Raw genomic sequence first — 13,663 nt, 5'->3', positions numbered from 1 at the left:
TCCCGTGCGAGGGAGCGGCGCGAGAGGCTCCGGCCTCTTGGGCCTCGGCTCACAGCGCACGCATCGGGTTCTCCCAGCCGACGCATTCCCGCCGTTCGAGACTCGGGTCAGGGGGTGGCGATGTCGATCGTGAGATCGCTGCGGATCCCTCCCACGGCGACCCTGATCGTGACCCGCCCCGACCCCTCCGCGTGTAGTCCGAGCGAACTCGCCACCCCGTCGGAATCCGTGGCGGAGGTCTCGAATCCGCCCGGGTACGTCGCCGGCCCCGACAGCACCTCGAAGGTCGCGTCGCGCTCCGCGAGGGGTGCGCCGTCGTCGGTCGCGCGGATCACGAGCCGCACCTCGTCGCCGAGCTTCACCGCACCCTCCGGGGAGACGACGCGGATCGCCGGACCGTGCTGCGCGGCGTCGGCGGATGACGGGGCCGACGGCTTCGCCACTCCTGGTCCGCCCACAGTGCAGCCGCTCAGGACGACGGGGAGGAGCACCGCCAGCAGCGCAACCGCCCCCGCCGCCCGCCTCACGCCTGCACCAGGGTGATCACGAAGGTCCGCGTCACCGTCCCCACGTGCACCAGCACCGAGAACGTGCCCGCGGCGAGCGCCACGATCGGGAGGATCAGGGTCCCGTCCGTGTCGATCGAGGCGGAGGCCAGGGCGCCCTGCAACAGGACGGACTCATCCCACGACGCGATCCCTCCGGCGTTGACCAGCTCCGCCGTGCCGTCGGCGGGGATCGGCCCGGAACCGGCGACCTGGAAGATCAGCGGCGCGGTGTCCCCCGCGGCAGAGAACGGGTAGGTCTGCGCGTCGTCCACGGCGCCGAGGAGATCGACCGTGATCGCGGCCGATGCCGAGGCCTGCGGCAGCGCGACCGCCGCCGCGATGACCGGCACCGACCAGGCCCCGGCGACGATGGCACGTCGTCTGGTCCATCCGCGGTCACTCCGAAGAGCGCCTTCTTCGTCCATCGCCGTGCGGTGGTTCGTCATGGTGCTTCCTCCTGCGTGGGTGTCTCCGCGGCGTCGGGTGCGCGGTGGACGGGATCGGGTGACCGCGCTCATCGCGCGGCCGGGTAGGGCGTCGGGATCGTGGCCATGCCGGATCCGCTCGTGAGGGTGACGGTCGCGGTGCCCGCGGGGATCGCGGCCAGCATGGTGCTGAATCCGTAGGACACCGTCGCCCCCGGCGCGACCGCCGGATACGTCCTGGTGCCGTACTTGGTGGCGATCTTCACGTCGGCGGCGGCGGATCCGGTGTTCGTCACCGCGACCGTGAGCACGACCTTGCCCGAGACCACGGCCGGCGTGACCTTGACGTCGGCGGTCAGGGTCGCGACGGGGTCGACGACGGTGATCGGGGGCAGCGTCGCGGTGCGATCGCGGAACGCCGCGGTGATCGTCACCGTTCCCGCCGTCGCGGCAGTGGCACTCGGCACGACCGCGATGCCGGCCGCGTTGCTGGAGACGGTCGCGGTGGTCGCTCCCCCGGCGAACGCGCCGCCCGAGATCGTGAACACCACGTCGGCGCCGGAGACCCCGTTGCCGGCCGCGTCGACCACCCTCGCGCCGAGACCGGTGATGGCCTCGCCGCGCAGCACGGTCTTCGCGGTGCCGAGACTCTGCACGTCCTGTGCCGCATCGGCGCCGGTCGCTGCGAGCGTGAGGCCTGAGATCGGCCCGCTCACGCCCTGGTCCGTGGCGCGGTACTCGACGAGCGAGGCGGCCGTGCCCGGCACCGCGAACGGCGCGGCATAGGACTGCCAGGCGCCGCCGCCGACGCGGTACTCGATGCCCGCCGATCCCGCCGGGACCGTGTGCAGCGTGACCGTGCGGCCGTCGGCGCTCGCGACCACCGCGGGCAGCGAGGACGGATCCGGAGCACCCTTGCCGAGCGCGAACGAGGCCACCACGGCGCGGTGGTTGCTCGCCCAGGCGTTGCGGAGCACCGCGGTCGGCGAGGGCCAGCCGGCGACGACCGTGTTCGCGCCGAGCACGCGCAGCGCCGAGCCGGCGTAGTGCACGGTGTCGATGCGGTCCTGCGGCTCATCGGCGCCCGACGGCGTCTTCACGACGAGCGGCGACCAGGTGTCGCCGGCGTCGGCGACCGCGTCGGGGTTCGCGGTGCGATACGCGTCCGCGAGGCCGGCCTGCTGCAGGCGGGCGGGCACGGGCCAGTCCACCGCACCGACGCCGCAGTGCGCGTCGGCCGTGGCGACGGTCCAGTCCGCGCCGGACGGCGACTCCAGATCCGAGAGGACGACGACAGGCGTCGCCGCGGAGGTCTCGGTCGCGATGGCCGCCGCGAGCGCGCCGACCTGGGCGTAGCGGGTGCTGCCGTGCTCCGCTGCGACGAGCGCGGCCGGGTCGGTCACGCCGTCCAGGCACGCGGCCTCGGGCCCGTAGCCGGTGCGGTCCAGACCCATGGTCCAGACCCGCACCTTCCGGCCGAGCACGTCCACGGTGGCGCCGAGGCCCGGCTGGTCCCCGACGACGGTGCGCGCGCTGAGCGGGTGGGGCGAGAGCAGTCCCACGCCGCCCGGTCCTTCGAGCGCGTTCCAGCCGAGCGCCTTCGCGAGGGCGGTCGCGGCGGTGCCGCCGTCCTGCTGCACGCCGATCACGTCGAAGCCGTTCTCGGCGATCACGGCGAGGTTCTTCAGGGCGGCGTCGTTGACGTGCCCGCCGGCGTCCCAGAGGTTCCAGGTCACCGCGTCGAACGGCGCAGCAGCATCGGCCGCGACTACGGGGACCTCGACCTCGATGCGGGCCGTGGTCGTGCCGTCCGTGGCCTCGATCGTGAGATAGCCCGGGTCGGCCGGCGCCGTCGTCGGCGCCGTTCCGGTCACGACGCCCTGCGCGTCGACGTTCAGCCAGCCGTCGCCCTCGACCTTCGTGTACGAGGTCACGGATCCGCCGTTCCAGAGACCGGCGACGGTCTGCGAGACCGCACCGCCCGCACGCACCGAGGGCGCGCGCAGCACGCCGGACGCGAAGCCGCGGGCGAGCGTGGATCCGTCCGTAACGACGTCGCCGGAGTGCGTGGCCATGTAATCGTTCTGGATCTGCGCGGCCGAGATCGCCTGGTCGTAGAAGTCGAACGTGTCGATCGCCGCGTTCACGAAGCCGTCGCCGTCGTCGAGCAGCGATCCCTCCGCGCCGACCCGGAACGGATAGCCGCTGACCAGGGAGAAGCCGGAGCCGAGGCTCGTGCTCTGCGCAGTCTGCTCGCCGTCGACGAACGTGGTCATCGTGCTGGCGGAGCGGTCCACCACCAGGGCGACGTGATGCCAGGATCCGATGACGGACGTGCGGCTCGCGTCGGCGAGGTAGTTCTGCGTCGTGGACGTCCCGTTCTGACCGAAGCAGCCGCGCAGGATGCCGGGGCTGCCCGCGGTGTTGTAGAGGGTCGCGCCGCGGTTGTAGCAGTGCCGGAAGTCCTGGTTCGAGACGATCGGCGAGTCGGAGCTCGACGAGGCCTCCTTGAGCCAGAACGTGTAGGAGAAGCTGCCGGAGCCGTCGGTGTGGCCGGGGACCAGCGGCAGGGAGAAGAAGTGCACGCCGCGCGTGCTGCCGTCCGGCGCGTTGACGTAGGCCGCCTTGCCGGTGGTGCCGGCGACGTAGGACGGGGATCCGGACCAGCTCGCGTCGTTGCCGCGTCCCGAGGAGTCGGGGATCGCGGCGCCGTCACCGGTCTCGAAATCGTAGGAGGCGAACGGGGCGACCGTGTCGCCCGCCGCCCGCAGCCGGCTCCAGATCGCGGAGAGCGTCACCGTGGTGTTCGCGCGGACCGTGAGGTCCGCGGCCGACTGCCCGTCGGCGTAGACGACCTGGCCCTTCGCGCTCAGCGCCCAGCCCTGGAACTGGTAGCCGGGGCGGACGAAGCCGTTGGCCGCGAGCGTCGACGCCGTGCCGATCGTGAATGTCTGCGCCGCCATGGCGCCCGAGGTCGCGCCGTTGCCGTCGAAGGCGACCGTGTAGGTGCCGGAGTCGGGCTTGAGCGTCGCGTAGTCGTCGGCGACCTGAGCCGACGGCAGCACCGCGTCGTAGAACCGGAGGTCGTCGATCGCGGCGTTCACGTAGCCGTCGCTGACGTCCTTCTCGCTGCCGCTGAACCCGCCGATGTTGAACGCGAGCCCGCTCTTCAGGTTCGTGGACGCGGTCACCTCGCCGGCGGCCGAGCGCTTGGTCTCGACCCCGTCGGTGTAGACGATGATGACGTTCGCTGTGCGGTCGACCGTGACGGCCACGTGGTGCCAGGATCCGGCGATGTTCGGCGAGGCCCCGTTGATGTAGCGCTTCGTGCCGCCCGCCGTGGTGCCCCAGCACGCCTGCAGCACGCCCTGCGTGGTCTGGTTGTAGAGCGTGAGTCCCGCGTTGTTGCACGAGGCGAAGTCCTGGTTGCTCATGAGCGTGCCGTAGGAGGTGCGGTTCTGCTCCGACATCCAGAACTCGTAGGAGAAGCTCGCGGCGCCGTCGGTCTTCCCGGCGACCAGGGGCAGCTTCACGTAGTTCGTGCCGAGGCCGATCGTCGCCGCGGATCCCGAGACGCCGGGGCGGTAGCCCGGGGATCCGACCCAGCGCGCGTCATTGCCGTTGCCCGAGACGTCCTTCACGGTCGACCCGTTGTCGGCGTCGAAGGTGTACGCCGCGACGGGCGAGATCGCTCCCGGCACGGCAGCGCGCGGAGCCGGCGCCGCGGTCGCGGCGGGTGCGGTCGTCGCGGGTGCGGGTGCGGTCGTCGCGGGTGCGGGTGCGGTCGTCGGCTCTGGCGCAGGATCCGCGGTCGGCGACGACGACGGCTCCAGGGCGGGAGCGGGCGTCGGGGCGGCCGTGGACGACGGTGCGGGGATCGGATCCGCGACCGCCGCGGGCGTCGCCGCGAACGTCGAGACGACGACGGCGGCGCCTGCGAGGGCGGCGAGGGCGAGGCGGCGCAGACGCCGGCGCTGGTGGGGCATGCGGGACTCCATCGGATCGGGTGCGGGCGTGATCGGGTGCTCGGCGGGGTGGATGGCGGTCAGGCCGGCAGCTGCGCGACGCGACCGGCGTAGCGGTGCCGCCAGCCGCTGTTCGTGTCGGCGGTGACGACGACGTCGTAGTAGCCCTCGGATGTGGGCCAGCTCACCGTCTCGGTCGCGCCGGGCTTGACCCAGATGCGCTGCGCGGTGCCGGCGTAGTCGTTCGGCGTGAGCGCGTAGTGCACGCTCTGGCGGCCGTCGTTGTGCAGCGCGATCTTGACGGTCGGCGTCTCCCCCGCGATGAGATCGACGTCGATGCGGGGGACGGCGCCGCCGTTCTGCCCCACGGGCAGGACCGTGCCAGCGTGCGCGCGGATGAATCCGTCGGGGCCGTACACCGAGAACGCGTAGCGGCCGTCCTGCGCCGTCGCGTCCCAGACGTGGGTCGCGGGCTTCGTCCCGGAGACCGTGTACGGGGTGTTCGCGAAGGGCAGGTACTTGTCGGGGAACGCCTGCAGGCTCAGTGCCTTGCCCGCAGCACCTCCGACAACGCTGAGCTGCACGCTGACCTTGCCCGTCTTGCGGTCCTCCACGAAGACGCCGTGCGGGTGGTACGACAGCGGCCGGTGCTTGAGCGGGGTGCTCGACCACTTGTCGGCCGGCGGCACCTGGGTGCCGATCGTGCCGCCCGCGCGGGCGATCTGCACGAGGGCGTCGGTGTCGGGCAGCGAGGGGACGTCGATCACGGGGTGCGCGAAGTCCATCGCGCTCGTGAGGTCGCCGCTGATCCCGCGGCGCCAGGCGCTGATCGTGGTCGACATCGCCGGGGTGCCGATCGCGGTGGTCCACGTCTCGAGGAAGCGGATGAGCGAGGTGTGATCGAAGGTCTCGGTGCCGACCCAGCCGCCGCGCGTCCACGGCGAGACGAGGATCGTCGGGATGCGGGCGCCGTATCCGATCGGGGTGGATCCGTTGTACTCGCCCGGGGTGCCGGGCTCGGCGAACGGCGGCAGCACGTGATCGAAGTAGCCGTCGTTCTCGTCGAACGTCATGATCAGCAGCGTGCTCTTCCAGATGTCCGGGTTGCTCTGCAGCGTCTGGATCACGCGGTTCGAGAAGTGCGCGCCGTGCTCGGGGTTCGCCGAGGGGTGCTCCGACCAGCTGTACGGCGCGACGATCCAGGAGACCTGCGGCAGCGGGTACTGCGCACCGGGCTTGCAGGCCGCGATGAAGTCCTTCAGCACGCCGTTCAGGTTGGCGTCGCTGTCGTTGTTGGTCACCCCGGTCGACGCGTAGGGCGCGGATCCCGCCCGCCACACCAGTCCCGTGCCGGCCGCGTTCTTGGTCGCGTCGGCACGGTTCGCGATGTCCTGTGCGGACGAGCCGGACGTCGTGAAGGCGTTGAAGCCGCGGATCGGGTTGTCGGTGTAGTCCCCGACCCAGCTGGATCCGTTGTTCGTGTTGTCGACGTAGATCCGCCAGGAGACGCCTGCGGCCTGCAGCGCCTCGGGGTAGGTCTGCCAGGTGCGGTTGCCGTTGGACTCGCCGCCGTTGTCGACGACGCCGCCCGAGGTGCCGGTCCAGGCGTAGAGCCGGTTCGGCGTGGTCGGTCCCATGACCGAGCAGTGCCAGTTGTCGCAGATCGTGTAGGCGCTCGCGAGCGAGTACTGCCAGGGGATCTCCTCGCCGGAGACGTAGTGCATGGTGTTGGCGCCCTTGGCGCCGATCCAGTTGTTGTAGCGTCCGCCGGCCCACGCCGACGTGCCGCCGGAGTACGAGTGGTCCAGGCCCGTGGTGGTGCCGGCGACCGTGGTCACCCGGCTGGGTTTGACGAAGGCGGATCCCTGCGGCTGGGAGAAGACGTCGGTGCCGTTCTGGAACCGGAGGGCCTGCTTGTCGTCGAAGCCGCGCACGCCGGGCAGAGCGCCGTAATAGTGGTCGAACGAGCGGTTCTCCTGCATGAGGACCACGACGTGCTTGATGTCGGTGATGTCACCGGAGAAGCCCTCCGGCAGGGCGTAGACCCGGGGCGCACCGGCGGTGGCCGCTCCCGTGCCCGCTCCGCCGGCGGCCGAGGCGGAGGTGGCCGCCGCCCCCGCGCCGAAGCCGGCGCCCACGGCGGCGGCGCCGCCCAGCAGGCCGAGGGCGCGCAGCATTCCGCGACGGCTCATGCCGCTGCGCAGCACCTCGTCGGGGACCGTTCGCGTGCGCTCGTAGGGATCCGGGCTGAACGGTACGGGCTCGCTGGACATGACGCTCCTCGGGACGACGGGGCACCCGGAAGCGGGCGCCGACCTCGAGGAGAGCAAGCCGAGGGGAACGGCGGGTGAACGCGGGAGGACGAGCCGGTGGCATCGGCCCTGTGCACCCCTGATCCGGCCGCCGAGCGTGCACACTGGGCTGTCTCCCGCCTACCAAGCCCCGGCCGTTGAGCGAGCCGAAGGCGAGACGAAACGCAGCCCCGGCTCAGAGCGCGGTGCGGACCGTCTGCCCCGCCTCGATCTCGAATGCGATCGCGCCGGCGCGGTAGCGGTCGACGCCGATCTCCACGAGCCTGCCCTCGCGGGTCGTGGTGGTGCGGCCGACCTGCAGCAACGGGCTCGATCGGCGCACGCCGAGCAGCGCCGCATCCTCGGTGGTCGCGGCGGCCGCCTCGATCCGGTGGTTCGTCGACGCGACGCGGATCCCGGCCTCGGCGAGCGCGACCGTGGTCGAGCGCACGTCATCCGGCACCACGGTGATGACCTCCGCCACCCAGGGCGCCCAGACCGACCGCTCGATCATGACGGGCAGCCCGTCCAGCGTGCGCAGTCGGACGAACCGGAGCAGCGGCTCGCCGAGCCGGATCCGGAACTGCTGCGCCTCACGCGCATCCGCGGGTCCCACGGTGCGGGAGGTGATCGCGCCCCCTGGGACGCGCCCTCCCTCGCTCGCCCACTCCGTGAACGACTGCATCCGCGCGAAGCCCTGGGTCTGGTGCGCGGCCTGGACGATCCATCCGCCCCGCGGCCGGGAGACGACGAGGGACAGACGGGCGAGACGGGCGAGCGCCCCGCGGATCACGCTGCGCGTCGTGCCGTACTCGGCGCTCAGCATCGCCTCGCTCGGCAGCCGGGTGCCGGCGGCGAAGCCGCCCTCGGAGATCCGCCGGCGCAGATCCGCGGAGATCTGCGCCGTGCGCGAGCTGTCGCGGGATCCCTCGGTCACGTCCCGCCCCCACATGCAGGACAGGGGATCGGTGGCCGGAGCATGCCCCCATTCTCGCGCACGCGCGCCGGCGGCCCGCCATGCACAGGCACGACGGGCCGACCGGTCGCAGGTTCAGGCCACGGCTGTCAGGCTCAGGCCTCAGCTGTCAGGTTCAGGCCTCAGCTGTCAGGCTCAGGCCTCGGGGCGGTTCGCGCGGAGCACCTCGAGCCGGGCGCGGTACTCGGTCTCATCCACGTCGCCCTTGGCGAAGCGGTCGGCGAGGATCTGCTCCGCGGTGCGGCTCTGCGCCGCGCCGCCCTGCTGCGCCATGCCGGCCCAGGGCGCCTGCGCGCCGTGGGCTCCCGGAGCGCCGTGCCAGGCCCACGGACCGGGACCGCCCCAGCGACGACGACGCACGAGGAGGGCGATGAGCAGGCCTACGATGACGAGGAACATCAGCGGCCCGATGATGAAGAAGGGCCAGAACGGGGCCATGCCCCAGTGCCCGGGGTGCGCGGCGACGGCCGCGACGGTTGCGATCATGAGTGACCATCCTTGGATCGGTTCGGTCGCATCTCGACCGATGGATCCAGCCTCGCGATCCGCGCCCCCCACCGAATCCGGCCCGGGGAGTGATTCCCCTTGCTCCCCCGGGAGTACACCCGCCCTCGTCCCCCTACTTTCGAGTCGTCCCCATGAGCGGAGCCCATGGCGTGCGCTGATGGGGACGACCCCAAGAGGTGGCCCGCTCCACTTCCAGTCGTCCCCGTCAGCGGGGCCCACAGCATCCGCTCATGGGGACGACTCGGAAGTGGAGGTCCACTCCACCGCTCTTTGGGTCGTCCCCGTCAGCGGAGGCCATAGCGTGCGCTCACAGGGACGACCCAAAGGTGGACCCACGCATTTCCGAGTCGTCCCCGTCAGCGGGGCCCATAGCGTCCCCTGAGGGGGACGACTCGTTACTGCCAGCCGGGGGCGACGAGGCCGGTCTCGTAGGCGATGACCACGAGGTGCACGCGATCGCGGGCGTGCAGCTTGGCCATGATCCGGGACACGTGCGTCTTGGCGGTGAGCGGACTCAGGAACAGCCGTTCCGCGATCTCGTCGTTGGTCAGCCCCAGGCCGACGAGGCGCAGCACCTCGCGCTCGCGCTCCGTGATGCCGTCCAGCACCGTCGCCTCCGGCGCATCTCGCAGCCCCACCGTGAGCCGCTCCAGCAGCCGCTTGGTGACGCCCGGCGAGAGCAGCGCGTCACCGGCCGCCACGACCCGCACCGCGCGCACCAGATCAGCGGGCTCCGTGTCCTTCACGAGGAACCCCGCCGCCCCGGCGCGCACCGCCCGCACCACGTATTCGTCGAGCTCGAACGTCGTCACGATCACGACGTGCACGTCCGCCAGCGCAGTGTCCGCCGCGATCTGCTCCGTGGCCCAGAGTCCGTCGCCGTCGGGCATGCGGATGTCCATGAGCACGACGTCCACGGGCGTCGCGCGGATGCGCTCCAGCAGCTCGCGTCCGCCCGCGGCCTCGGCCACGACCTCGATGCCGTCCTCCGCGTCGAGCAGCGCGCGGAACCCCGCCCGCACGAGCAGCTGGTCATCGGCCAGAGCGACCCGGATCACGACGCCCTCCCCCACGGCAGCCTCGCGACGACGCGCGCACCGCCCGCCTCGTCGTCGCCGATCGCGATCGTGCCGCCGAGCAGCGCCGCCCGCTCCCGCATTCCGAGGACGCCGCCGTGTCCCGAGACCTCCGGATCCGCTCCGCCGAAGCCGCGGCCGTCGTCGGACACCGTCACGACGAGAACCGGATCCAGCCCGTCCTGGCGCTCCAGCACGACGCGCACATGGCGGGCGTGCGCATGCCGCACGGCGTTCGTGAGCGCCTCCTGCACGATGCGGTACGCGGCGAACTGCGCCGCGCGGCTGGGCGCGTGACCGGCGAGCTCGTCGTCGAGCTCGATGTCGAGGCCAGGAGCGGTGAGGCCCGCGATGAGCCGCGGGAGCTCCGCGAGCTCAGCCTGCGGGACGAGCGGCGCCTCCCCATCGCGGAGCACGCCGAGCACGCCGCGCACCTCCTCCAGCGCCAGCTTCGAGGTGTCCTTCACGTTCTGCAGCGCGGTGCGCGCCTGCTCCGGGTCACGGTCGAACAGGTGCAGCCCGACGCTCGCCTGCACGTTCATCTGCGACAGTGCGTGTCCCAGCACGTCATGCAGCTCGCGGGCGATGCGCACGCGCTCGCGCTCCTCGGCGCTGCGGCGGTGACGCTGGGCATCGGCGCGCATCGCGGCGATCCTCGCCCCGCGCGTCCGCACGAAGGCGCCGATCGCGAAGCTCGCGGCCAGGGCGAGCGTGGCCGCGACGATGAGCCCCGGATGCCAGATCCGGCCGATGGCGACGCCGGTGAGGATCGCGGCGACCCACGCGGTCGCGACGGAGGCGGCAGCCCAGACCGCGGCGCCGCGGGCCACGGCGATCGCGATCGCGAACGCCAGGGCGAGGTACGGCGGCCCGTAGACGGGCGTGGTGAGGACGTCGAGCAGTGCGAGCGCGGACACGAGGGCGACCGTCGGGCCGGGGAACCGCCGGGCCGCGAGCAGTGCCAGCGGCCCCGCGACGGCGAGCAGGAGGTGCAGCGCCATCCGCCAGTGCAGGCCGTGGTCGGCGTGCGCGGCGACCCAGATCGAGGCCGGCACCTGCACGAGCAGGCACAGCACGACCGGCGCGATCAGGAGGAGGCGTGGGGGCGGCCCGGCCGGGATCCGTCCGGTATCGGTTCCGAACGCCGCCGCCCTGCCCCATACGGCATGGTCGAGCGGCTGATCCGACATCCTCCGATGCTAATCGCGCCGCGCAGGGGGCGGATCCTCCGAAGGTGTGCCGTCGGCGTACTCCCCGGGGAGTACGCGGAGGGAGCTCAGTTCTCCCAGGAGCGCGAGCGCTTGGTGGCGCCGCCGGGCTCGCGCATCATGTACGCGAGGGCCAGGCAGATCGCAAGGATGCCCGCGACGAAGACGGGACCCTGCCATGCGGGCAGGCCGGGGGCGATGCCCAGCAGCACGAATCCGCCGAGGAACAGAATTCCGAACACGATGTAGTGAAGGATCACCGGGCAACCTCCTGTTGAGCCTCTCGAGTCTATCGCGTCGCACCGCACCGCCTCGACCCGGCCGCCCCACGGCCCGCCCGAGCGGCCCGCATCACCCGCAACGCCGCGATGTCGGAGCCGGTGGCTACGCTCGCGGGCATGAGCATCTCCTACCCGCAGGTCCCGGGGCTCGTGAACAGCCCCGCGTTCAGCCATGTCGCCGTGATCCCGCCCGGATCCACGATGATCCACGTGGGCGGCCAGAACGGCGTCGATGAGACCGGCGCCGTCGTCTCCGATGACGTCGCCGTCCAGTCGGCCCGCGCCGTCGACAACGCCGCAGCCGCCCTGGCCGCCGCCGGGGCCACCCTCGCCGATGTCGTCAGCTGGACCGTGCTGCTCCATCAGGACGCGGATCTGCGCGCGGCCTACGGCGCGGTCGGCCCGAAGCTCGCGCGCGAGGGCGCAGCGCCTCTCGTCACCGCCGCGCTCGTGGCGGGGCTCGGCGTACCAGGCGCGCTCGTCGAGATCGGCGCCGTCGCCGCGCTGGCGCCCTGACCCTGACCTGTGACGGATGTCATAGCGGATCCATGACATCGTTCATCGTGCGCCTCGCGCCGCGCGGAGCAGACTGGATGACATGAACGAGGCGACATCATGAGCGAAACCCAGACGGCGCGGACCGTCATCCAGGCCCCCGCCGCGCCGCATCCCGCGATCACCGCGACCGGACTCACCAAGCACTTCCGCGGCTTCACCGCGGTCGACGGCGTGGACATCTCCGTCAAGCAGGGCGAGGTCGTCGCCTTCCTCGGGCCGAACGGCGCGGGTAAGACCACCACGATCGACATGCTGCTCGGCCTCTCCCAGCCCGACGCCGGCCAGGTGTCGCTGTTCGGGCTGACCCCGCGCCAGGCGATCGGCCGCGGCCTCGTCTCCGCGGTCATGCAGACCGGGGGCCTGCTCAGCGACGTCACCGTGCGCGACACCATGAAACTCACCGCGTCGCTGTTCACGCACACCACGAGCATCGACGCCGCGCTCGAACGGGCCGGCATCGCCGACATCGCCGACCGCAAGGTGCAGAAGTGCTCGGGCGGCCAGCAGCAGCGGCTCCGCTTCGCGATGGCGCTGGTGTCGGATCCTGGGCTCATCGTGCTCGACGAGCCGACCACCGGCATGGACGTGGAGGGACGGCACTCGTTCTGGCAGGCGATTCACGCCGACGCCCAGCGCGGCCGCACCGTGCTCTTCGCGACGCACTACCTCGAAGAGGCGGACCAGTACGCCGACCGGATCGTGCTGATCCGCCGGGGCCGCATCGTCGCGGACGGCACCACCGCCGAGATCAAGGCGATGGCCTCCGGCCGCACGGTCGAGGCGGAATGGGACGACGCGAGCGGTTCCGGCCAGGCCGAGATCGCCGCCCTGGAGGGCGTCGACTCCGTCGAGGTGCGCGGCCCGCGCATCATCATCCGGGCGAACGACTCCGACGCCGTCGCCCGCCATCTGCTCACGCGCACGTCCGCGCACGACGTCACGATCACCAGCCAGAACCTGGAGCAGGCGTTCCTGCAGCTCACAGGCGACGACACGGAAGGGGAATGACATGACCACCGCCACCGAGCGCCTGGACCGGATCGATCCGTCCTCCCGCCGCGTACCGCCGATGGGCGGCTTCAGCCTCACGTTCCTCGGCGTCGAGCTCAAGCGCCTGTTCCGCAACTCGAGCGTGGTCGTGTTCACGCTGATCTTCCCGATCGCGATGCTGGTCATGATCGGGCTGCCGAACAAGAACTCGTCCATCTCGAGCGTCCCGGTCAGCCAAGGGGGAATGTCGGCCGCGGTGCCGATCATGATCTCGATGGCCGTGTACGGCGCCATGGTCGCGAGCACGATGACCGGCGTCTCCGTCGCCGCGGAACGCGCCCAGGGCTGGAGCCGGCAGCTGCGCCTCACGCCGTTGAACCCGATCGTGTACATCCTGGTCAAGGTCATCTGCGGCCTCGTCCTCGGCGGCATCGCCGTGCTCGTCACGCTGATCGTCGGTGCAGCGCTCGGCATCACCGCCCCGCTCGGCAACCTGATCCCGGCCGGCGTCCTCGCCTGGCTGAGCTCGCTCATGCTGACCAGCCTCGGTCTCGCGGTCGGCTACGCCTTCCCCGCGCAGAACGCGATGCGCTACCTCGGACCGATCCTCCCGATCCTGAGCTTCATGGGCGGCCTGTTCGTCCCTCTCGCGATCATGCCGGACGCGGTACAGGTCGGCGCACGATTCACCCCGCTGTGGGGCATCGCCGAACTCGCCCAGTCCGCCGTCATCGGCGTCGCGCCGAACGGCTGGGCCGTGCCGAACCTCATCGCCTGGTTCCTCATCTTCACGGCGCTGGCCGTGCTGATGTTCCGCCGCGACACCAAGCGCGTCTGA

12 protein-coding genes are annotated in these 13,663 nt (G+C 71.9%); 3 read left to right on the top strand and 9 right to left on the bottom strand.

Going from position 1 to position 13,663, the window contains the following annotated elements:
• Nucleotides 1–107 precede the first annotated feature (107 nt).
• The 9 genes from RS86_RS12945 to RS86_RS12900 form a co-directional block, all read right to left on the bottom strand.
• Nucleotides 108–443, bottom strand: a complete 336-nt coding sequence (locus tag RS86_RS12945) for a hypothetical protein (RefSeq protein ID WP_045272687.1) — start codon at nt 441–443, stop codon at nt 108–110.
• An 80-nt stretch (nt 444–523) separates the two neighbouring features.
• Complete coding sequence (locus RS86_RS12940; protein WP_045272686.1) at nt 524–994, bottom strand: hypothetical protein; 471 nt, start codon at nt 992–994, stop codon at nt 524–526.
• Nucleotides 995–1,062: 68 nt separating this feature from the next.
• The gene (locus RS86_RS19920; protein WP_052680251.1) at nt 1,063–4,959 is read right to left on the bottom strand and encodes a LamG-like jellyroll fold domain-containing protein; all 3,897 of its coding nucleotides are present in this window, start codon (nt 4,957–4,959) and stop codon (nt 1,063–1,065) included.
• 59 nt (nt 4,960–5,018) lie between these two features.
• Nucleotides 5,019–7,211 (bottom strand): alkaline phosphatase family protein, encoded by a 2,193-nt coding sequence (locus RS86_RS12925; RefSeq protein WP_045272685.1) that lies wholly within the window; start codon nt 7,209–7,211, stop codon nt 5,019–5,021.
• 214 nt (nt 7,212–7,425) lie between these two features.
• On the bottom strand, nt 7,426–8,166 hold the full coding sequence (locus RS86_RS12920; RefSeq protein ID WP_160299693.1) for a GntR family transcriptional regulator: 741 nt from the start codon (nt 8,164–8,166) through the stop codon (nt 7,426–7,428).
• Between the two features lie 174 nt (nt 8,167–8,340).
• Nucleotides 8,341–8,691, bottom strand: coding sequence for an SHOCT domain-containing protein (locus RS86_RS12915; RefSeq protein WP_045272683.1), 351 nt, complete (start codon nt 8,689–8,691; stop codon nt 8,341–8,343).
• Between the two features lie 416 nt (nt 8,692–9,107).
• Entirely contained in the window at nt 9,108–9,770 is a 663-nt protein-coding gene (locus tag RS86_RS12910) for a response regulator transcription factor (RefSeq protein WP_045272905.1), read from the bottom strand.
• Nucleotides 9,767–10,978, bottom strand: coding sequence for a sensor histidine kinase (locus RS86_RS12905; RefSeq protein WP_052680250.1), 1,212 nt, complete (start codon nt 10,976–10,978; stop codon nt 9,767–9,769). The genes RS86_RS12910 and RS86_RS12905 overlap by 4 nt, the downstream gene beginning before the upstream one ends.
• 86 nt (nt 10,979–11,064) lie before the next feature.
• Complete coding sequence (locus RS86_RS12900; protein ID WP_045272682.1) at nt 11,065–11,256, bottom strand: hypothetical protein; 192 nt, start codon at nt 11,254–11,256, stop codon at nt 11,065–11,067.
• A 138-nt stretch (nt 11,257–11,394) separates the two neighbouring features.
• Between RS86_RS12900 and RS86_RS12895 the strand changes: the two genes are divergently transcribed.
• From RS86_RS12895 to RS86_RS12885, 3 genes are all read left to right on the top strand, one after another.
• Nucleotides 11,395–11,793, top strand: coding sequence for a RidA family protein (locus RS86_RS12895; protein ID WP_045272681.1), 399 nt, complete (start codon nt 11,395–11,397; stop codon nt 11,791–11,793).
• A 99-nt stretch (nt 11,794–11,892) separates the two neighbouring features.
• Entirely contained in the window at nt 11,893–12,843 is a 951-nt protein-coding gene (locus RS86_RS12890; RefSeq protein ID WP_045272680.1) for an ABC transporter ATP-binding protein, read from the top strand.
• Nucleotide 12,844: 1 nt separating this feature from the next.
• Nucleotides 12,845–13,663, top strand: coding sequence for an ABC transporter permease (locus RS86_RS12885; protein ID WP_045272679.1), 819 nt, complete (start codon nt 12,845–12,847; stop codon nt 13,661–13,663).

It is taken from the genome of Microbacterium azadirachtae (genome assembly GCF_000956505.1).
Lineage (GTDB): Bacteria > Actinomycetota > Actinomycetes > Actinomycetales > Microbacteriaceae > Microbacterium > Microbacterium azadirachtae_A.
Note: the sequence above shows the minus strand (reverse complement) of the source record. Positions and strands in the feature narration are given on the sequence as shown.

Excerpts from the sequence above, each read along its gene's own strand:
- RS86_RS19920 (WP_052680251.1), bottom strand. The coding sequence starts at position 4,959 with ATGCCCCACCAGCGCCGGCGTCTGCGCCGCCTCGCCCTCGCCGCCCTC.
- RS86_RS12905 (WP_052680250.1), bottom strand. The coding sequence starts at position 10,978 with ATGTCGGATCAGCCGCTCGACCATGCCGTATGGGGCAGGGCGGCGGCG.
- RS86_RS12895 (WP_045272681.1), top strand. The coding sequence starts at position 11,395 with ATGAGCATCTCCTACCCGCAGGTCCCGGGGCTCGTGAACAGCCCCGCG.
- RS86_RS12925 (WP_045272685.1), bottom strand. The coding sequence starts at position 7,211 with ATGTCCAGCGAGCCCGTACCGTTCAGCCCGGATCCCTACGAGCGCACG.
- RS86_RS12940 (WP_045272686.1), bottom strand. The coding sequence starts at position 994 with ATGACGAACCACCGCACGGCGATGGACGAAGAAGGCGCTCTTCGGAGT.
- RS86_RS12890 (WP_045272680.1), top strand. The coding sequence starts at position 11,893 with ATGAGCGAAACCCAGACGGCGCGGACCGTCATCCAGGCCCCCGCCGCG.
- RS86_RS12915 (WP_045272683.1), bottom strand. The coding sequence starts at position 8,691 with ATGATCGCAACCGTCGCGGCCGTCGCCGCGCACCCCGGGCACTGGGGC.
- RS86_RS12885 (WP_045272679.1), top strand. The coding sequence starts at position 12,845 with ATGACCACCGCCACCGAGCGCCTGGACCGGATCGATCCGTCCTCCCGC.